This is a genomic window from Eisenbergiella tayi (assembly GCF_001881565.1).
Lineage (GTDB): Bacteria > Bacillota > Clostridia > Lachnospirales > Lachnospiraceae > Eisenbergiella > Eisenbergiella tayi.
Genome location: NZ_MPDJ01000003.1, coordinates 523837 through 542992 on the forward strand (window position 1 = coordinate 523837; position 19156 = coordinate 542992).

22 protein-coding genes are annotated in these 19156 nt (G+C 47.6%); 20 read left to right on the forward strand and 2 right to left on the reverse strand.

Features of this window, described 5'->3' with window-relative positions; translation table 11 throughout:
- Positions 1–7: 7 nt before the first annotated feature.
- The 6 genes from BLA28_RS13625 (at position 8) to BLA28_RS13650 (ending at position 6805) form a co-directional block, all read left to right on the forward strand.
- Positions 8–1402 (forward strand): antitoxin, encoded by a 1395-nt coding sequence (locus BLA28_RS13625; RefSeq protein WP_069158602.1) that lies wholly within the window; start codon positions 8–10, stop codon positions 1400–1402.
- Positions 1389–1871, forward strand: a complete 483-nt coding sequence (locus BLA28_RS34210) for an EscU/YscU/HrcU family type III secretion system export apparatus switch protein (RefSeq protein WP_081330137.1) — start codon at positions 1389–1391, stop codon at positions 1869–1871. The genes BLA28_RS13625 and BLA28_RS34210 overlap by 14 nt, the downstream gene beginning before the upstream one ends.
- Before the next feature lie 14 nt (positions 1872–1885).
- Entirely contained in the window at positions 1886–2524 is a 639-nt protein-coding gene (locus tag BLA28_RS13635; protein WP_069154704.1) for a PilZ domain-containing protein, read from the forward strand.
- A gap of 36 nt (positions 2525–2560) precedes the next feature.
- On the forward strand, positions 2561–3412 hold the full coding sequence (locus tag BLA28_RS13640) for a M15 family metallopeptidase (RefSeq protein ID WP_069158601.1): 852 nt from the start codon (positions 2561–2563) through the stop codon (positions 3410–3412).
- 553 nt (positions 3413–3965) lie between these two features.
- Complete coding sequence (locus BLA28_RS13645) at positions 3966–5447, forward strand: flagellin N-terminal helical domain-containing protein (RefSeq protein WP_069158600.1); 1482 nt, start codon at positions 3966–3968, stop codon at positions 5445–5447.
- 350 nt (positions 5448–5797) lie between these two features.
- Positions 5798–6805 carry an Rpn family recombination-promoting nuclease/putative transposase gene (locus BLA28_RS13650; protein WP_069158599.1) on the forward strand — a complete coding sequence of 336 codons (1008 nt, stop codon included), beginning with the start codon at positions 5798–5800 and terminating at the stop codon, positions 6803–6805.
- A 31-nt stretch (positions 6806–6836) separates the two neighbouring features.
- Here the strand turns inward: BLA28_RS13650 and BLA28_RS13655 are convergent, their stop codons facing one another.
- Both BLA28_RS13655 and BLA28_RS13660 read right to left on the reverse strand, forming a co-directional pair.
- Complete coding sequence (locus tag BLA28_RS13655; RefSeq protein WP_069158598.1) at positions 6837–7298, reverse strand: late competence development ComFB family protein; 462 nt, start codon at positions 7296–7298, stop codon at positions 6837–6839.
- A 2-nt stretch (positions 7299–7300) separates the two neighbouring features.
- Positions 7301–8062 carry a ParA family protein gene (locus BLA28_RS13660; RefSeq protein ID WP_044971244.1) on the reverse strand — a complete coding sequence of 254 codons (762 nt, stop codon included), beginning with the start codon at positions 8060–8062 and terminating at the stop codon, positions 7301–7303.
- Positions 8063–8340: 278 nt separating this feature from the next.
- Here BLA28_RS13660 and BLA28_RS13665 point away from each other — a divergent pair, with 278 nt between their 5' ends.
- The 14 genes from BLA28_RS13665 to BLA28_RS13730 are packed head-to-tail and all read left to right on the forward strand — an operon-like array spanning position 8341 to position 19155.
- Positions 8341–8640, forward strand: a complete 300-nt coding sequence (locus BLA28_RS13665) for a flagellar biosynthesis anti-sigma factor FlgM (RefSeq protein ID WP_069158597.1) — start codon at positions 8341–8343, stop codon at positions 8638–8640.
- A 15-nt stretch (positions 8641–8655) separates the two neighbouring features.
- Positions 8656–9126, forward strand: coding sequence for a flagellar export chaperone FlgN (locus BLA28_RS13670; protein WP_069158596.1), 471 nt, complete (start codon positions 8656–8658; stop codon positions 9124–9126).
- Positions 9127–9175: 49 nt separating this feature from the next.
- Complete coding sequence (gene flgK, locus BLA28_RS13675; RefSeq protein ID WP_069158595.1) at positions 9176–10648, forward strand: flagellar hook-associated protein FlgK; 1473 nt, start codon at positions 9176–9178, stop codon at positions 10646–10648.
- 40 nt (positions 10649–10688) lie between these two features.
- Positions 10689–11666 carry a flagellin N-terminal helical domain-containing protein gene (locus BLA28_RS13680; RefSeq protein WP_016359848.1) on the forward strand — a complete coding sequence of 326 codons (978 nt, stop codon included), beginning with the start codon at positions 10689–10691 and terminating at the stop codon, positions 11664–11666.
- Between the two features lie 26 nt (positions 11667–11692).
- On the forward strand, positions 11693–12298 hold the full coding sequence (locus BLA28_RS13685) for a DUF6470 family protein (RefSeq protein WP_069158594.1): 606 nt from the start codon (positions 11693–11695) through the stop codon (positions 12296–12298).
- 41 nt (positions 12299–12339) lie between these two features.
- On the forward strand, positions 12340–12786 hold the full coding sequence (gene fliW / locus BLA28_RS13690; RefSeq protein WP_044971252.1) for a flagellar assembly protein FliW: 447 nt from the start codon (positions 12340–12342) through the stop codon (positions 12784–12786).
- Entirely contained in the window at positions 12780–13067 is a 288-nt protein-coding gene (gene csrA, locus BLA28_RS13695) for a carbon storage regulator CsrA (protein ID WP_009250482.1), read from the forward strand. The genes fliW and csrA overlap by 7 nt, the downstream gene beginning before the upstream one ends.
- Positions 13045–13530 carry a hypothetical protein gene (locus BLA28_RS13700; protein WP_069158593.1) on the forward strand — a complete coding sequence of 162 codons (486 nt, stop codon included), beginning with the start codon at positions 13045–13047 and terminating at the stop codon, positions 13528–13530. Before csrA ends, BLA28_RS13700 begins: the two co-directional genes overlap by 23 nt.
- An 8-nt stretch (positions 13531–13538) precedes the next feature.
- On the forward strand, positions 13539–16187 hold the full coding sequence (gene fliD / locus BLA28_RS13705; RefSeq protein ID WP_069158592.1) for a flagellar filament capping protein FliD: 2649 nt from the start codon (positions 13539–13541) through the stop codon (positions 16185–16187).
- A gap of 28 nt (positions 16188–16215) precedes the next feature.
- The gene (fliS, locus tag BLA28_RS13710) at positions 16216–16599 is read left to right on the forward strand and encodes a flagellar export chaperone FliS (RefSeq protein ID WP_044971255.1); all 384 of its coding nucleotides are present in this window, start codon (positions 16216–16218) and stop codon (positions 16597–16599) included.
- A 26-nt stretch (positions 16600–16625) separates the two neighbouring features.
- On the forward strand, positions 16626–16988 hold the full coding sequence (gene flgB, locus BLA28_RS13715; RefSeq protein ID WP_069158591.1) for a flagellar basal body rod protein FlgB: 363 nt from the start codon (positions 16626–16628) through the stop codon (positions 16986–16988).
- Positions 16989–17009: 21 nt separating this feature from the next.
- Positions 17010–17444, forward strand: coding sequence for a flagellar basal body rod protein FlgC (gene flgC, locus BLA28_RS13720; protein WP_044971256.1), 435 nt, complete (start codon positions 17010–17012; stop codon positions 17442–17444).
- A 23-nt stretch (positions 17445–17467) separates the two neighbouring features.
- Positions 17468–18268: an OmpA/MotB family protein gene (locus BLA28_RS13725; protein WP_044971257.1), complete on the forward strand. Its 801-nt coding sequence runs from the start codon at positions 17468–17470 to the stop codon at positions 18266–18268.
- Positions 18265–19155 (forward strand): flagellar motor switch protein FliM, encoded by an 891-nt coding sequence (locus BLA28_RS13730; protein ID WP_009250475.1) that lies wholly within the window; start codon positions 18265–18267, stop codon positions 19153–19155. Before BLA28_RS13725 ends, BLA28_RS13730 begins: the two co-directional genes overlap by 4 nt.
- The last annotated feature ends 1 nt before the right edge of the window (position 19156 follow it).

The following is a 19156-nucleotide window of genomic DNA, read 5'->3' on the forward strand; positions in this document are numbered from 1 at the left end:
GGGAAATATGGCTGACATCTTGAAGGTAACATCTCCGGTAATCGGCAAGAACATCGTCCAACAGAATAAAAACGTAACAGACCCTTCCATCCCCTTTGATCTCCAGGAAATCAGCCACATCGCAAGAAATCCCAACAGCAGCGCCCTTCTTTCCCAGCATAACATCTTCCAGCGGGATGCGGGCGCCGCCACACTGATGAATCTGCTCAAGGATCCGGATGTGACCGTGAACTACCTGAAAAACATCACTATGCTTGAAGAAATCATCAGCCTTCTGCCCGTGAACAACAACACGGTAACGGAAGAAATCCAGCAGCTTTTCCAGGCTCTTTTGATCCATCCCGATTCCATTGTGGATGAAATGATGCGCCAGGAATACTCCTCCACCCTTTTTAAAGGCCCGCTTTTTGATTTCCTGCGCTCCCTGGTCAAAGAAAATCCCGAGCTTCGCACAGAAACCGCAGAATTACTGAAAGCGATCAATTCCATCCTTTCCAGAAAGGATGCGGAAGACTCCGCCGCCAATGGCTTTTCCTTCCTTGCGGAACAGCTCTCCGCCAGCAAAAACCTGGCGCCCCGCCTCCGGGAACTGGCGGCAGGCTTCCGCCAGGATGACGGAACCCTTTTCCAGGAACTCAAATTACAGGCACAGGCCCTTCTTAAGGAAATGGAGGGGAGCATCCTGTATACCCCCCAGGCGGCCCGGGTAGTGCCGAACATCATCTATAATCTTTCCCGCTACCGGGAAAATGAAGCCTTTCTCCAGGAAGCCCTGTTCGGCCTTCTGGTCAGGATGAACAGCAGAGAGGCCAAGGATCAGCTGCGTATGCTTGTGAAGGAATATATAGAACAATTCCCGAAAGCCGACAACAGCCGGACACGCTCCCACGTAGTGGATACCCTGGCGGAAATCATTGCAAAACAGGATAAGGAAAGCGGCATGCAGAGCTTAAACGGCGACCGCATCGAAAAAATCCTCACCAGCCTTCTTTCCTCCCCCTGCAATTACACGCCCCTCCTGCATTTCGTCATACCTGTGGACTTCCAGGGAATGAAAGCCTTCTCCGAACTGTGGATCGATCCTGACGACCGGGAAGCTTCGGCAAAGGACGGCGGAGACGGCAGCCATATCCACATCCTGATTACTTTTGACATTGAGGGGATCGGACAGCTGGAAGCGGAATTCATGGTGAGCGGAAAAACCATCAATTTTCTTCTGCTCTGCCCCAAAGGCTATGTAAAGCTTTTTTCAGGCCTTCTTCCCGAATTTAAGAAGATTGCGGAACAAAAAGGATACCAGATGAGCGATGCCAAGGTGGAGAAGCTGGAGCATATCCGCTCTCTGATGGATGTATTTAAAACCCTGCCCTACAGGAGGACCGGCGTAGATGTCAAAATTTAAGAAAAATAAAGCCGCCGCCCTCAAATACAACATGGAAGAGGATACGGCCCCGGTGGTCATAGCCTCCGGTTACGGCCCCATGGCCGAAAAAATCATAGATATTGCCGAGCAGAAAGGCATTCCTGTTTTTAAAGATGACAGCGCCGCCTCTCTTTTGTGCATGCTGGACGTGGGAACCAACATACCGGTGGAGCTGTACGAGGTGATAGCGGCTATTTATGGAAAACTGATGGAAGCTTCTGCCAGAACCCATGGGAATTCTCCGGCTGTGGGAAAAACTCCGGCAGCAGGAAAAGTTCCAACCGCAGGAAAATCACCAACCGCAGGAAAAACATCCGCTTCCGCAGAATATAAGACCCAAAATACGGAAGCCGGCCCGGAAAAAAGAACGGCACGCCCCTCTCTCAGGGACGGACTCGTATCTGCCGGGAAAAAAGAAACGGAGAAAGACAGCACAGAAACTAAGTGAGGGGAAACAACAGCATGATTGATCTGTCGGAAGGATATATAGGCTCTTCCTGTGTGGTGAAAGCCAAGAACAACGATTTGTTGATGATGGGTACCCTGCACAGGATTAAGACCAGCTTTATAGATATCAGCAGTACCAGGAATGAACTTCCTGTAATAAGCTATAACCTCTTTGTCAAGGTGGAAGTCTACAATGCACGGCTGGGATTCCGCGTGCTTATAGGCAGAGTCTATATTTCCAATCAGGAATTGATTCGGATTATAGACTTAAACGAAGCTACTAACGATGAACGCCGCGAATATTTCCGAATCAGTACGAGACGTGACGGCATTATCTTTAACCTCACCCACCAGCAGCCGGACGGCACAATAAAAGAATACCAGGATTTCAAGGTTTCCCTCGTGGATATCAGCCTGGGCGGCCTGATGTTCAGGACAAAGGAAGTGCTGGGAGTGGGAGAAACCTTCAGCATTGTAATCCCCGCCATGAAAGAAAACATGCTCTATGAATGCACCATCCGCAGAAGTGTGGAGAAACCGGAAAACTACATCGGTTACGGCTGTGAATTCAGTGAGATGACCAATCTGCAGGAGGATATCCTCTACCGCTATATCTTACGGTGCCAGAACGAACAGCTTAAAAGAATACGTTGATCAGAAAGGAAAAACTGATCAGGAAGGGAAAGAAACGTGAGCAGGAAAAAGCCGGAAGACCGGAGAGTGGTCAGGACCAGAAGGACGGTGATTTATACCTTCCTTCTGATCCTGATTTTTATGTATATATCCGCCCATGCCCAGCTGGAAGAAGAGCGGGCGCAGGCACTGCAGGCGGAGACGTTGGAAACGGGAAACGCTGCGCAGGCCGGGCTTGCTGCCGGGCAGGAAGAAAACGGAGAACAGGTGATGGAGCAGGAGAAGGGAGACGGGAAAGCGGAAGGTCAGGAAGGATTGATACTTAATCCTGAAGATATGTGGTGCCTGATACTGACCAATGCCCAATATCCTATCCCGGAAGACTATCTGCCTGTTTTGAAGGAGGTTCCCGGACAGGGGCAGTCCGTAGACGAACGCATTTACGATCCGCTTATGGAGATGCTTTCGGATATGAAGGAGCAGGGATTGTCACCTGTTGTCTGTTCCGGCTACCGGACTCTGGATAAGCAGGAAATGCTGTTTAACCGGAAGGTTTCCGCCTATGTGAAACAGGGCTATTCCATGGAAGAAGCCAATCAGATGGCCCGCAGGTTGCTTTCTATTCCAGGATCCGGTGAACATTGCCTCGGCCTGGCTGTGGATATTTACTGTGAATCCTATCAGAAGCTGGAAGCCGGTTTTGCTGATACCAAAGAGGGAAAATGGCTGCGTGAGAATTGCTGGGATTATGGGTTTATCCTGCGTTATGACCAGGGGAAAGAAGAACTGACCGGGATTGATTATGAACCCTGGCATTTCAGATATGTGGGGAAAGCGGCTGCCCAGTATCTGAAGGAGACAGGGATGTGCTTGGAGGAATTTTATATTGAAGAAAGCCTGTATGGGTGATGTGGTGAGTCGGGTACAACTGTGATTTGAAAAATAGGTATAATACTCAAACTTCGCACATGCCCTTGTCCCTTCCGGCCAGTGATTACGGTGCTGCTGCCCGGCTTGGATTCCCTTCCTTCCCTCTGCCGGCTATGCAGGGATCCTTGCAGGGGACGCTCTCGCTCGGATAAACACGCAGCGGTACTAAGGCCGCAAAGTACGCGGCCTAAGGACCGGCGAGTTTATACGCCCCTTACAGGAAACCCTGTATGGCCGGCAGAGGGAAGGAAGGGAATCCAAGCCGGGCAGCAGCACCGTAATCACTGGCCGGAAGGGACAAGGGCAAGTGCGAAGTTTGAGTATTATATGTAAAATAGCACAAAATGAAATTTACTTTTTGTGAAATATCACGATAAAGAATAAAAAATTAGGTACGATCACTTAGGTAGAACAGCAGGGACAGTAAGTTCCTCCTGTTTGGTGCCGGGCAAGGGCCCGTCCGGTACTGCTTAATAAAATAAAAATGAGGGAAAAGGATTTCCCGAAGAAATTATTACATGGAGGTAATAGTATGAGAATTCAACACAACATTATGGCATTAAATTCCCACAGACAGTTGGGAAACAACAACAGCGCAGTATCCAAATCTTTGGAGAAGTTATCATCCGGCTACAGAATCAACCGCGCAGGTGATGATGCTGCAGGGCTGGCTATTTCCGAGAAGATGAGAGCTCAGATTAAAGGTTTGACCGCAGCTTCCGATAACTCCCAGGATGCTATTTCCTTAGTACAGACAGCTGAAGGCGGATTACAGGAAGTTCATTCCATGCTGAACCGTATGCAGGAACTGGCTACCAAATCTTCCAATGGTACTTATACCGATGATGTTGATCGTAAGGCTCTGCAGGATGAAGTCAGTGCATTGAAGGATGAAATTAACCGTATTGCTGATAGTACTAACTTTAATGGGATTAATCTTTTGGATGGGTCTATGGGTGTTGGCAAGGTCGGTGATACTGCAAATGTTTTGGCAGCAGCAGATAAAATTGTTGAAGGTGCTGAGTTTACCTTATCAGCTCCAACAGGGTATAAGGTAGTTATAAAAAATGGTACAGCAGAAAGTGCCGCATGGAATGATGGAACAAAGACAATTACCTTAACTATGAAGAACGGTGATACATATAATCAGGATAAGCTAAATAAGTTGATAAATGGACTTAGTGGACTTCCTGGTGAAGCTGTTGGCAAAATAAATCTAACAGTTGATAAAAATAGTTTTACGGCAGGTACAGGAACAGATACTCTTGCTACATTGGAAGCAAAAGAAGCAGCACAATCGCAAAAAGATGGAGCGACAGGTAAATTAACAGTAACTGCGATTAAAGCAGGAAAAGATTTTGATGGTAAAATTTTTAAGGCTACTGCTAATAATGCTAATGTACTTGGGGCAGTACAAGGTGCAGATGGTAATGTTACCGTTAATTTAGTTGGAAATCAAAAATATAGTGCTAGTGATATTAATAAAATGTTGGCTGATGCTGGTGCAAATATGCGTGTATCCTTTGAGGGTACAATGGATGGATCTTCTTTTGTAACTGAAGCAGGAGCAGGAGCAGGTTTAACATTAGCTGGTGGTGCCGGTTTAGCGGCTGGAGGCGGTATAGAACTTCAAATCGGAGATACTAATGATGCTTGGAATCAGTTAGAACTTTCTATAGACGATATGCATGTTTCCTCCTTAGGCATTGGTGATATAGATATTAGCACAAGGCCTGGAGCATCTGCTGCAATCAGTAAAATCAAAGACGCAATTAATCAGGTTTCCACTAGCCGCGGTAAATTAGGTGCCATCCAGAATCGTCTGGAGCACACCATCAACAACCTTGGCGTAACAACCGAAAATATCACAGCGGCGGAATCCCGTATCCGTGACGTTGATATGGCAAAAGAGATGATGGAATTCACAAAGAACAGCGTTCTTATGCAGTCCGCACAGGCAATGCTGGCTCAGGCAAATCAGCAGCCTCAGTCCATCTTACAGTTATTACAGTAATTCTTATAAACAAATGGGAAGGCCGCAGACTCCTTCGGGAGCGCGGCCTTCTTTTTTATTATGAAATAAATAATAAATCTTCATATCATAGCTGCTTTTATGTTTATACTTTTTTAATGATTCAAAAGTAAGATCCTCATTTCATTTTTCGGAAAATTATGATATAAATAATTTATCTGGTTATCAGTTTCTTGTATTTTTCTCAGGCTGTATCAGCCATTTATTCATTTTTATTTTCTATTTTATATCCCAAAAGAATTGCTTTTTTGCTGGTATATCACTATAATAATCCATATAAAGCACATATCTTTTGGATTAACCATCAATTCATAAGGAGGTATTGTGCTTATATGTCAAACGAGAAGGACGCGGTAATAAAGAAATTCCTGGAGAAGCCTGAGAATTTCAGTGATTTATTTAATGGCTCTCTCTTTCAGGGAAAGCAGGTGCTGAAGGCAGATATGCTGGGTGATCTGCCAGGAGAATCTATGATTTCTTTCTCAGATAAAGAAGGAAAAAAGGTATCGGCCAGACGGTACCGTGACATAATCCGTAAAGCATCCGGCCGAACAACGTATGCAGTTTTCGCAGTGGAAGGGCAGGAAAAAACACATTATGCCATGCCGGTCAGGGAAATGGTTTATGATGCCTTGAATTATGCAACGCAGGTAAAAGAAATTTCCGACATGCACCGGAGAGATAAGGATTATCGTGACAGTTCGGAATTTTTGTCCGGTTTGCTGCGGGAAGACAGGCTTGCGCCGGTGATTACCATTTGCCTGTATTATGGGACAGGGGAATGGGAAGGGCCGAGGGAGCTTTATGACCTTTTGGATATCCCGGAAGAATATGAAGATATGAAACCGTTTATGTCCAATTACAAAGTGAATCTGGTACAGCCAACCGATGTGGATCCGGAAAATTTCAGGACTGATTTAAAGCTTATTTTTTCTCTGCTGGCAATATCGTCAGATGGAATGGGTATGAGGAAATACATACAGGAACATTCGGAAGAGTTCAGTCATATTCCTTATGAAACATATGATTGTCTCAGAGAACTGCTTCACGTGGATAAGTGGTGGAAGGCAGAAAGTAAAAAAGAGAAAGGGGAAGTGGATATGTGCAGGGCATTGGAAGAAATTGCTGAGATGGCAAGGCAGGAAGGCCAGGAAAATGGAGAACAAATGATGTTGATCAAGTTTGTCACAAAGAAACTTCTGAAAGGAAAACAGGAAGAAGAAATTGCTCTTGAATTGGATGAGGATAGAGATACCGTGACTCGGATTTGCCGGGCGGCCGCGAAGTTTGCACCGGAGTATGACAGTGAAGCAATATATCGTGAAATGAAAAAGTTATAAAATATGAGTCAGGAACTGAAGTGAGCCGCAGCTAATGCCGCGGCTCCTTTTTTACAACCAGGATTGCCTGAACAAGCGCTCCCGTTACTTCAGATGCATATTTTTCTTCCGCTTCTTTCTGCTTTTGTTCCCGGTTGCCTTCGATTACCGTATAGTGAGGGGCAAGGCGGTTTAAAGCAAGGGCGGCAATATCTTTTTTACATTTATCACACCGGCAGCAGTTAAAACGCTGAATGGTGGAATCCAGTCGGGTAAGGACAAGCTCTTCCATCAGGTTCACAAGTACGGAATCCTTATTTTCCCGCATCTGTACAGGTGTGGTGAGGGAGCGGCGCAGTGCATCGGCCATACCTGCGGAAGTAGGGGAAGGGGCGCTGTCCATATTACTAACGGAGGTAGGTGCCTCTGTATGAACCGGCTGGGAACGGGTAGAGGAAGGCATGATTTTGCGGTACATGATTTCCTTGTCTATTTCAGCTTTGCTTTTAGCCATGCCTACAGCCCCCTTTCCTGAAGTTCATCCGTCAGCGTTTTATAATCCTGTACGGCATTACAGGAAGGGGCATAATCCAGTACGGACTGCTGGATGGACTGTGCTTCCCGCAGAGCTACGCTTTCCCTGATAAAAGTATCCAGAACAGGGATGGAAAAGTCCTGGGCGATCATATTCAAGGCTCCTTTGACTTCCCGGCTGAAACGGGTCTTGGGATTGTGTTTGGTGAGAAAAACTCCCAGAATCTGCAGATCCGGGTTGCAGAAATTTTTCACCCTGGAAACGGTCTCCGAAAGCTGGGTGAGTCCCTGGAGGCTGAATATATCGGACATCATGGGCACCAGGACAAAATCCGACGCAGTGAAAGCATTGACAGTCAGAATACCCAGGGCAGGAGGGGAATCGATAAAAATATAATCATAAACCTGCTGCAGCGGTTCCAGCGCCCTTCGCAGCAGATATTCCCTCTGCGTGCCGGTAAATTCCAGTTCGATGGAACTGAGCAGTATATTGGAAGGAATGATATCCACAAGCCCGGTTTTCTGAATGGCAAAACGGGGTTTGACTTCCTCCTTCAGAACTTCATAAATAGTCGCCGTGCCGTCGGTATCGGCCCCTGTGCTGAAACTCAGGTTTCCCTGGGGATCCAGGTCAACCGCAAGAACTTTATATCCTCTTTCCCGAAAAATGAGGGCGAGGGCGTTAGCAGTGGTAGTTTTTCCCACACCGCCTTTCTGGTTGGAAAGAACGATGGTTTTAGCCATAAGTAAAGTAACCTCCGTGTGTTGCGGTAACAATTTATACATGGTTATCATGCGGTTTTTCTCTGTGTACCTTGGGAGTCCGGAGGACAGGAAAAAGTGTCGGAGGAACCCCGAAAGCGTAGATGCAGAGAGAAAAACCGCACCTCAATCACATTATATTATAACAACAAACAGCAGGGGAAACAACTATCCAAATTTTTTTGTAAAATAGCTAAAGATATACAACGGATGTACGACAATACAGTTGACAGAGTAAATACCGGGAAAGGGTGCTGAAAATGGATATAAAGATAACAGGCAAATATGCAATATATCAGAGTGCCGTAAGCAGCGGCAGGAAACTGGAAAAAAATACAGCTGTCCCGGCCGGAAGTGCAGGCGGGAAGGGCGATGAGATCTGTATCAGCAGCGATGCTGTGAAGAAGCAGGAGGCATCGGTTTATTCTTCCGCAGTGAGTTCCTCCCTTAAGGAACCGGCTTCGGAGGAGCGTATTGCGCAGCTGAAGCAGCAGATCGGGGATGGCACTTATCAGATATCCGCCGAGCTGGTGGCTAAGAAACTGATGTCAGGTTTATAAGAAAAGGCGGCCGATGTGGAAGAAATATTTGTATTTTTAACAGAATATACGGAATTCCTGGAAAAAATGGAAGTGACCCAGCAGGAGAAGCTGGATTTGCTGCTATCCGGGGATCTGAAGAAAATAGAACAGAGCATCATGGTACAGCAGGCGATGGATAAGCAGCTGGAAAATCTGGAACAGGCCAGGATGCGTCTTTTTCAGGAGCATGGAGTGGAAGGGAAAACCTTCCGTGAGCTCATACCTCTTCAGCCGGAGGCCGGGAATGGAGAGGGCTCTTCCTCCTGCAGGCAGGACTGGCAGCTGCTTTATGACAGGCTGCAGAAGGCGATTGACAACATCCGGTACTATAACAAAAAATCACAGGATTTTGCCCGCTCGGAGCTGATAAAAACGGGATCCGATGCAGGGACTGTGGATCCGTCCAGCGGGGTTTACCATCCGGATTACGGCGGAAGAAAGAATATGTTTAGTAAGAAAATATAGCGGTTGTCAGATACGGCTGCAGCATATACAGAAAGCAGGGGCACAGGGGATGAGACCGACATTCATGGGGCTGGAAACAGCCAAAAGAGGCCTGATGGTGAATCAGAAGGCTATCGATATTGTAGGAAACAACATTACGAACATGCAGACCAAGGGTTATACCAGGCAGCGGCTGGATACGGTGAGCGTGCAGGTATACGGAGGAATGGGCGGTTTTCAGACAAGCTCCATTCCGCTGGCGGGCCAGGGCGTTGATATGCTGGGAGTGGCACAGATAAGGAATCCCTATCTGGACAGTAAGTTCCGGGAGCAGTACGGGGAAGTGGGTTATTACGATCAGAGAACCGCTATCATGCAGGAGCTGGAAGGAATCATCAGCGATCCGGAAACGGAAGGGACAGGACTGAAGGATGCCCTTACCATCCTTTCCCAGGCATTGGCGGATTTCGGGGAGCAGCCCTATCAGGAAACAAATGCCAACATCACACTGAATGCGGTGAAGGGAATTACCCATATATTGAATGAATACGACAGCAAGCTTAAAAATGCCATGCAGGAACAGAAGGATGATCTTGCGGCATCAGTGAAGGATATCAACGGAAAACTGAAACAGCTGGCGGAACTGAATAAATCCATCGTCCATGAGGTATTTGTGAGTGATGACTTGGACGGTGTGAGCTATGGCCCGAATGATCTGCTGGATCAGAGAAATGTCATTCTGGACGATTTGTCCCGCTATGGCAATGTTTCCGTTACGGAAGGCGGAGACGGATGGATTCAGGTGAAATTCAACGGCAAAACCGTGGTGGATTCCAGCGGAAACCAGTTCACCAGTGATGAACTTCTTATCGGGCCGGATGGAGTGACGCTTACCTGGAACAGTGACAATTCAGGCATGCATTTGGAGAATGGCGCGCTGAAGGCTTATACGGATGTGATTACGGGGAATGCGCCGGGCAATGCGGGAATTCCTTATTATCAGCAGAAGCTGGATGATTTCGCGGCGGCTTTCGGTGAACTTATGAATAATACAATCCATGAGGATGACGGGACAGCGGTGTTCAAGACTCTGATCGAGGCAGAGGGCGGAGGAGCGCTGACGGCGGGAAATATATCGGTCAGTACTGCATGGGCGGAAGACCCGTCCTATGTTATCCGGGATCAGAATCCGGACGGAACGCTTGACAATACCGATATCATGAAGCTCAAGGCCGGTCTGACAGAGGAACGGACCTTTGGGAAGGAGTATAAGTATTCCGGTAATTTCAGCGGATTCATTACCAATTATACGGATACTCTGGGCAGTGATATCAAAACGACCAAGGCAAGGCTGAACGCATCGCTTGCCATTGCGGAAAGTGTGGAAAAAGATCGCCAGGGAGTGTCAGGGGTATCTCTTAATGAAGAGGGTATCAACCTGATGACCTATAACAAAGCGTATCAGGCACTGGGAAGGCTCATGACCACCATGGATGAGCAGCTTGATATGATAATCAATCAGATGGGCATGGTGGGACGCTGATAATGGCAGAGCGCGCCCCGGGCGCGGGATGGGAGTCGGAATGAGAATTACGGAAAGCATGCTGACAGGATCCTATACCAGGAACCTTCAGCGCAATATCAGCAATCTGGCACAGTCCAATCTGAAGCTTTCCTCCGAACGGGAATACAATCATGTATCGGAGGATCCGGCAAGGGCTGCAAAGGCTTTTGCGGTAAGGGATCAGATTGCTTTAAGCGAAGAACATATAAGAACGGTAAAAAGCGCCATGGGGGAACTGGATACGGCGGATAAAAATATCCAGTCCATTAATTCTATCCTCCAAACTGTTTTTGAGAAAGCCACTAAGGCAGGTGGTGTGACAAATCAGGAAAACCTGAATGCCATTGCGGAGGAGCTGCATGGCCTGAATGAAGAAATCCTCCAGACCATGAATGCCAGATACGGAGACAAATATCTTTTTTCCGGATCCGGTAATGAGGAAGCGCCGTTTACCGTGGATGGCGGGAGACTTTTTTTCAACGGAAAAGCTGTGGATGATTATGATAAGGACGATCCGGATACCTATTTTGACAACAACAAGGAAGTTTATCTGGATGTGGGCTTCGGCGCTTATGGTTCCGGTGCGGTAAATGCCAAAACCGGTGTGAAGATATCCACCTCAGGTGTGGATGTGCTCGGATATGGAACAAAGGACGGCCAGCCCAATAATATATACAGTCTGATATCCCAGATAGAGGGGCAGCTGCGCAGCGGAAACACTAAGGATGCCATGGATACGCTGGAGCATTTGAAGGATAAGCAGAATAATATTTCCATTGCCACTGCGGAAATCGGTACGAGAGAAACACTTCTGGACAGGGCGCAGGACCGGCTTGAGGGCGGCCTGGTGAACCTGAAGGAGAGGCAGAAGGATCTGGAAGCAGTGGATTTGGCGGGGGAATCCATTAATAATAAGGCGTATGAAGCAGCCTGGATGGTTACGCTTCAGCTGGGAAGCAGCCTGATTCCTCCATCTATTTTTGATTTTATGAAGTAGTAAGTGGATAACAGGAGGTCATTCAAATGAATGTGCTTAAAATAACCACAACACCCATCAAGCTTTCCATGTCGTCCCAGAAAGCCCGTCTGGAAAGCCATCTTCCGGAACCGGAGCTGGGAATTATTCGTACCCCGTCCCGTCTGAATATGAAATCGGAAAATATCAAGGTGAATATTGATACTTCGGCGGCCAGGGACAGCCTGGGATTCAAGACGGCCCGTTCGCTGAACCGGGATGCGGCGGTTTTCGGAAAGCAGGCGGCAGCGGATGCCACAGGGCGTTATGCCCAGATGGGCAATCAGATGATGCAGATCCAAAAAGGGGTGACGATTCCCGAAATTGTACAGAACCAGATGATGGCTCAGACAAAGGTTACGACAGGCTTTGAATTCCTTCCTGCCGTAGGGCCGGATATCAGCTGGGATCCGGGAAGCCTTGCCATAGATTATACCCCTTCCCGGATAGAATTTGATCCGCAGCCGGATATACAGGATGCGGTTTATGTTCCCGGAGAGCTGAATATTAATGTGGAGCAGTATCCCAAGGTGGAGATCGAATATATAGGGGAGCCGATGTATGTCCCTCCCAGCGCGAGCCCTGAGTATGAGGAAAGAGACGGACTTTCATAAAGAGGCGCTCGGAAGGAATGGCTTACAGGAGGAATGGGCAGTTGAAAATAGAGACAAGGGATTTTGGCATCATTGATGTGGAGGAAGAGAATATCATTACCTTTAAGCAGCCGGTTTTCGGGTTTGAGGATTATACCCAGTTCGTTCTCGTGACGGATTCCAACATGGGAAACGGGATATGCTGGCTGCAGTCCATAGAACAGAAGGGAATCTGTTTTATTATGCTTAATCCTCTGGAGATCTGCCCGGATTACGCTCCGGCAGTCATGCAGGATGTGCTTTTCACCCTGCAGGCGGTGCCTAAGGATGACCTGGACTGCTGGGTGATCGCAGTGATAGGAGATACCTTCCGTGAGTCTACAGTGAATCTGAAAAGTCCGATTATCATAAACCATAAAACCAATCTGGGAATGCAGGTGATTCTCGATCAGGATTACCCGATCCGCCAGCCGATTTTCGATTCGAAAGGTGGTGGGGTATCATGCTGATCCTGTCCCGGAAAAAAGGGGAATCCATTATAATCGGAGAAGATATTGAGATTTTTGTGGCAGATGTGAAAGGGGATAAGGTCCGTCTTGGCATATCTGCTCCGGAGGATATGAAGATATCCCGAAAAGAACTCTATCTGACCGTGGAAAACAATAAAGAAGCATCGGATAAAGTGGATCTGCTGAAGGTGTTCCAGCTGTCCCGCAGCCTGTATGCGCAGCAGGGAACGGATAAAGCAAAAGGAAAGGACGAACCGGATGCAGATACAGACAATAAATAAGCTTAAGGAACTGACAGATAACAGAAAACAGCTTTTTACAGAATATCTAACAATCACGCAGAAGCTCACTGACCTGAAGGAAGAGGACGTGGAACAGATTACGGCAGGGATGGAACAGAGAGCAGCGCTGGCCGAGCAGATCGATGACCTGGGAATACAGAGCAGGAAAGTTTGCCGGGCGGATGGAGGAGAAGAGCATCTGACTGAAATTCTGCAGTGCCGGGCGGATTTTTCTTTGTTGAGCGAAGCGGAAAAAGAATTGTTTTCCCTGTGCCAGTCCGTTAACCGGATTCTGTTAGAGATTCAGGATCAGGAGGTCCTGGTGCACAGGAATTTTGAGGACATCCGGAATAAACTCCAGGAATCCATACACAGGAACAATACAGGGGCGAAATTCGCGGGTTATCTGAATCATATGAATTACGGAGCATCCAAGGGTGTCCTGTATGACAGTAAAAAGTAGGAGGCAGTATGGCATCTTCAATTAATACAGTGAGCGGGAACCGGGTTGCAGGCCTGGCTTCCGGGATGGATACCGAAAGTATAGTGGAAAAAATGCTTTCCGGCACACAGTCCAAGATCGATAAACAGACAGGATTAAAACAGCAGCTGGAATGGAAACAGGAAATGGTAAGGGGAATTATAACGGATATCAATTCCTTCCATGATAAATACTTTTCCTTCTACAGCAGCGCCAATACCAACCTGCTGAGCAATGCTTTTTACAATACAATGAATGCGGCGAGCAGTACCAGTGCAATAAAAGTGATATCCGCCGCTTCCAATGCAGCAGGAAAGGTGACCATAGATAGCATCGACCAGCTGGCATCTGCGTGTACGGTGAAGTCAGGAGGCCGGGTGAGCGGCGAACTGAAAGGTACGGTTATCGATCCCGGTCAGTTTACGGAAGAGTCCTATTCCTTTGAAATGACTCTGGATGGTGTCAGCAGGACAATTTCCTTTAAAAAAGGAACGAATGCGGATGAAACAGAGGCGCTTAAGGAAACGGTAAATAATCTGAATGACAGTATGTACAGGGCTTTCGGTACTGCCGCAGGATTTCAATTGGATACAACACAGCCAGGCGGCCCCAGGCTGAATTTGACCCAATTGGTATGGGATGAAACACAGAATGGCGGTCAGGGCGGAGCAGTACCGAAAAGTAATGGTTCAGGCGGTTATGTTCCTGTGGATACCTCCAGAAAGCTGTATATGGAAAATACGCAGGGGAAAACAGCGGTACTTCCCCTTCTGGGATTTAAAAATGAAGCTTCCAATAAGCTTGACTATAATACCAGTCTGGATTCCCTTCCGCTGGCAGAGTCTCTTCAGGGAAAGGAGTTTTCCTTTAAGATTAACGGCGTTGTTATAGATGGGATAACAAGTTCCAGTACATTGGGCGATGTAATCAATAAAATAAATACATCAGAAGCAGGGGTAAAGGTTTCCTATTCTTCCATAGAAGATAAGTTTATTATGGAATCAAAGACCACCGGAGATATCTCCAATATTCTCATGGAACAGACTTCAGGGAATCTGCTTACAGTCATGTTCGGTACAAAAAGCGCCGATACAGTGACAGGAAGCCTGGACGGAGTGAAGAGCAGTAAGGATCTGGTTTCTGTAAATACAATTGAAGATATCATGAGAGATGCAGTGCTGGGCGGTGTAAACGGCGGAACCCCGCATATCTTTTCACTAAATGTTGACGGAAAAGATGTGGATATCATAGTTAAGAGAGAATTAACCGCAGACAGTACGGACTGGAATATGAGTGAGCTGGCTGACGAAATCAACAGACAGCTGGATGAAAAATTCGGGGCAGGCGAAATTGTTTTGAGCGTTGATGATCCGGATTCACCTACCAGAGCTACCGTCTCTTCCGCAAACCATCTGGTCAGCTTCAATGATGAAAATCTGAACAGGGATATCACCTCCATGCTGGGCTTTACGACGGCGAATACGCAGAAGGCCGGTATGCAGTCCACTCTGGGTGAGTTGGGTTTTTACGGAAAAATAACATTTACCGGAACGCAGCCTGATGCTTCCGGTTCGTCCGCTATGCAATCTGTCACCATAGATTTTGATAATGTTGACACGCAAGGTCAGACGGTAGAGTGGCTGGTAAATCAGGTACGGGCTGCAGGAGTGGAACTCACGTTTGACAATGGAGCAGTTCAGATTGGTTCTGCCAGCAGTGTGACAGGGGATGGGGAAGGAAAGAAAATCCTTAATTCTCTGTTTGGAACAGACAGTCTCACCTTTGGCACGGCAGGCAGTGCAGCCGTGGTAACGGAAGGGCAAAATGCAAAGTTTGTGGTAAACGGACAGGTCGTTGAAAGGAACACCAATACCTTTGAATTAGAGGGCATTACACTGGAACTGACAGAAAAATCCAGCGGCCCAATTACCTTGACTACGACTAAGGATACTGATAAAATAGTAGAAGGGTTTAAGAGCTTTGTCGAAGACTATAATAAGCTGATTGAACAGCTGAATGATCGCATTAATGAAAGCGCTACATATAAGAAATATGCCCCTCTGACAGAGGAACAGAGAAAGTCCATGAGTGACCGGGAAGTGGAGCTTTGGGAAGAAAAAGCAAAAGAAGGTCTGCTCAGAAACGATTCCAATATCAGTTCATTCCTGAGTGATATGAGAACAGCGCTGTACCAGTCTGTGGACGGTGCGGGCCTGGCTCTGTATGATATGGGCATTGAGACTTCGGACAGCTGGAGGGATAACGGCAAGCTGATTCTGGATGAGAGCAAGCTGAATGCGGCGATAAGCACCAATCTGGACGGTGTGAAGAAGCTGATGACGGATAAGGAACACGGAATAGGCGTACTGCTGGACAACGCGGTGAAAGCGGCGGCCAATGTGAGTACGGGCAGTCCGGGAAGCCTTGTTTCCTACGCCGGAACGAAAGCGGTCCTCACCACGGACAACAGCCTCTATCAGCAGCTTAAGAGCGTGAGTAATACGCTGGCGAATCTGAACATAAGGTATGAGTCGGAACGGACGCGTTATTGGAATCAGTTTACGGCAATGGAACAGGCGATTTCCAATCTGAACAATCAGAGTTCCTGGCTGACACAGCAGTTCTCATCAGGCAGTTGATGAAACCGGTAGGAAAAGGAGCGGCAAAATGCAGAACCCATATGAAAAGTACAGACAGCAGTCGGTCATGACTATGACACAGGGAGATATGATTTCCCTCTTATATTCAGAGCTTGGTGATCGTCTTGGAAAAGGGCTGATTTGTCTGGAAAATAAGGACTATGAAGGCTGTAACACAGCGTTTAAAAAAGCGCAGGAAATTCTGACACATCTCACTGCGACACTGGATCGCAAATATGAGGTGGCCGATAAGCTGGCGGCACTGTATGATTTCTTTAAATACCAGATCATACAGTCCAACATCCGGAAGGAAGCCGGGCCGGTAGAGGAAATCCTGCCGATGATAAAGGAATTGCAGGAAGTATTTGTACAGGCGGATAAGCAGGTGCGGATAGAGAACAGCGTCGGTTAGAAGACGCGCAGAGGGGGATACAGAGGATGGCTTTTTGGGAAGACCCGTCAGTAAAGGCATTGAGCAGCGGCATGGATGCGCTTTGGCAGAAGCAGCAGGTAATCAGCCATAATATTGCCAATGTGGAGACGCCGGGATATAAGGCAAAGCATGTGGAATTTAAAGAGGTTCTGAAAAAGACAGAGGACGGGGGAGAACCCGTCAAAGAGTACAGGACAGTAGTATCTGTGGACGAGGCCACACAGGCCAGGGCCGATGGGAACAATGTCCAGGTGGAGTCTGAAGAGCTTGAGCTTTGGAAGACCTATGTAGAGTACTCCACACTGACGAGCCGCATGTCAAAGAAATTTTCCTCTCTCCGGTATGTGATCAACAATGCCGGTAAATAACGGAATACGAAGGAGCGAATGATGGGATATCTGGATTCATTGAATATAACCGGTTCCGCACTGACGGCGGAACGGTTCCGTACGGATGTCATACTGCAGAATATGGCTAACCAGAACACTACCAGGACGGAAGACGGCGGGCCTTACCGCAGGAAGCAGGTAGTGCTTCGTGAAAATTCCATGAGCTTTGAAACACAGCTGGATAAAGCGGTGAAAAAGACAGATGGAGGCGGAGTATACGCGGAGCAGGTGGTGGAGAGCGGGAATCCCTTTGTACCGGTATACGATCCGGAACATCCGGATGCGGATGCGGACGGTTATGTTATGATGCCCAATGTGAACAGCGCGGAGGAAATGGTGGATTTGATGGCGGCGACAAGAGCCTATGAAGCCAACATTACGGCGCTGAACATTGCCAAGAGCATGGCGATGAAGGCACTGGAGATCGGAAAATAACAGATCCTGCAGGGAAAAATAATATGAAGAGAAGAAAAGAAGAAGAGGGCGGCGGCCAGGAGTGGCTGAATACCTACGCGGATATGATCACTCTGGTACTGACCTTCTTCGTTTTATTGTACAGTATATCCAATGTGAATATAACCAAACTGGAACAGATAGCGGCAGCCATGCAGAAAAAGCTGGGCATGGAACAGGCGGTGAGTCTGGATGAGGTTCCGGAGGATATCAAATATCCCACAATCGGAGAAGAAACAGGCGGCGTCCCGGACAGTACTTCCACGGAAAGCATTCAGAAGATGGCGGAGGAACTCCGGGAATATTTTGCGAATTCCAATATTGATGCACAGACAAGCAGCAGCGATGATGTGATTTACATACGTTTTAAGAATGATCTCCTGTTCGGGCCGGACAGTGCACAGCTGCGTGAGGAAAGCGTTTCCATGCTGGATTCCCTGGGGAATATGCTGATGGAAAAAGAGGATGAAATCCTTGCGGTTTATATTAACGGCCATACCGCACAGGCAGCGGGATCTCCCGTCAATGACAGGGTGTTATCTTCCATGCGGGCTGACAATGTGGCAATCTATCTGGAGGATCATGTGGGCTTCGATCCGAAGAAGCTCATATGCAGGGGGTACGGAAAGTATTATCCCATTGCGGATAACAGCACAAAAGAAGGGCGGGAGCTGAACCGCCGTGTGGATATTATTATTCTCGGAAACGATTTTAAAATGTCCGATGTGGACGAAAGGCAGCAGGAGGTAATCGATCCTCTGGCGCCTGTCACACTGCCGGAATTAGAGAAAGGGCAGGACAAATGATAAAGGCATACGACTTTAAATCCCCTAAAAAATTTACAAAAGAAAGAATGAGCACCGTGGAAAATCTGTACGACAGTTTTTCACGGTCTCTTGCACCTTACCTGACCGGACTGCTGCAGTCCTATTGTGAAATCTCCATTAACGGGATCCAGGAAATGCGGTTTCAGGAATACAGTGCGGAGCTGGATGACCGTTCTTTGTTCGGCCTTATTACCCTTGCGCCGGAAAATAAGGATTACAGCGATGCTCCCATGATTTTTGAAATGGATACCTCTCTTGGATTTTTTATGATTGAAAGACTGCTGGGAGGGGCCGGTACAGAATATGAGCTGCATCGGGATTTTACGGATATTGAAAAGGCGATGCTGCACTATCTTCTGGAAAAGATCACCGGCTTTATCGGGGATGCCTGGGGCGGCTACATGGACGCGGAAGTGACGCTTACAGGCCTGCAGACCAATCCTCATCTGCTTCAGCTGGGGGCGGCAGAGGATGTGGTCATTCTGGTGGAGCTGGGTATTGTGGTGAATGAGCTGAAGGCGAAGCTTCATATCGTTATGCCTGCGCCCAACGTGGAAGAGCTGACCTCCCGTTTCGGATATAAGTTTGCCATGAACCGTAAGAATAAGGATGAGGCAAAGGCGGCGGAACGTCAGAAATACATTGAGAAAAATCTTCTGGATGCCGATGTGGAAATGCGGGCGGTGCTTCATGAATTTTATCTGGACGCCCAGGATATCCTTCAGCTTCAGCCGGGGGATGTGGTACCTATCGGTAAAAATATGGCGAGCGATATCCAGGTTTACGTGGAAGATATGCCCTGCTTTGAAGCGAAGCCCGGGCATACCAGCATGCATAAAGCCGTGCGCATCAGTAAGGTGCTGTAAA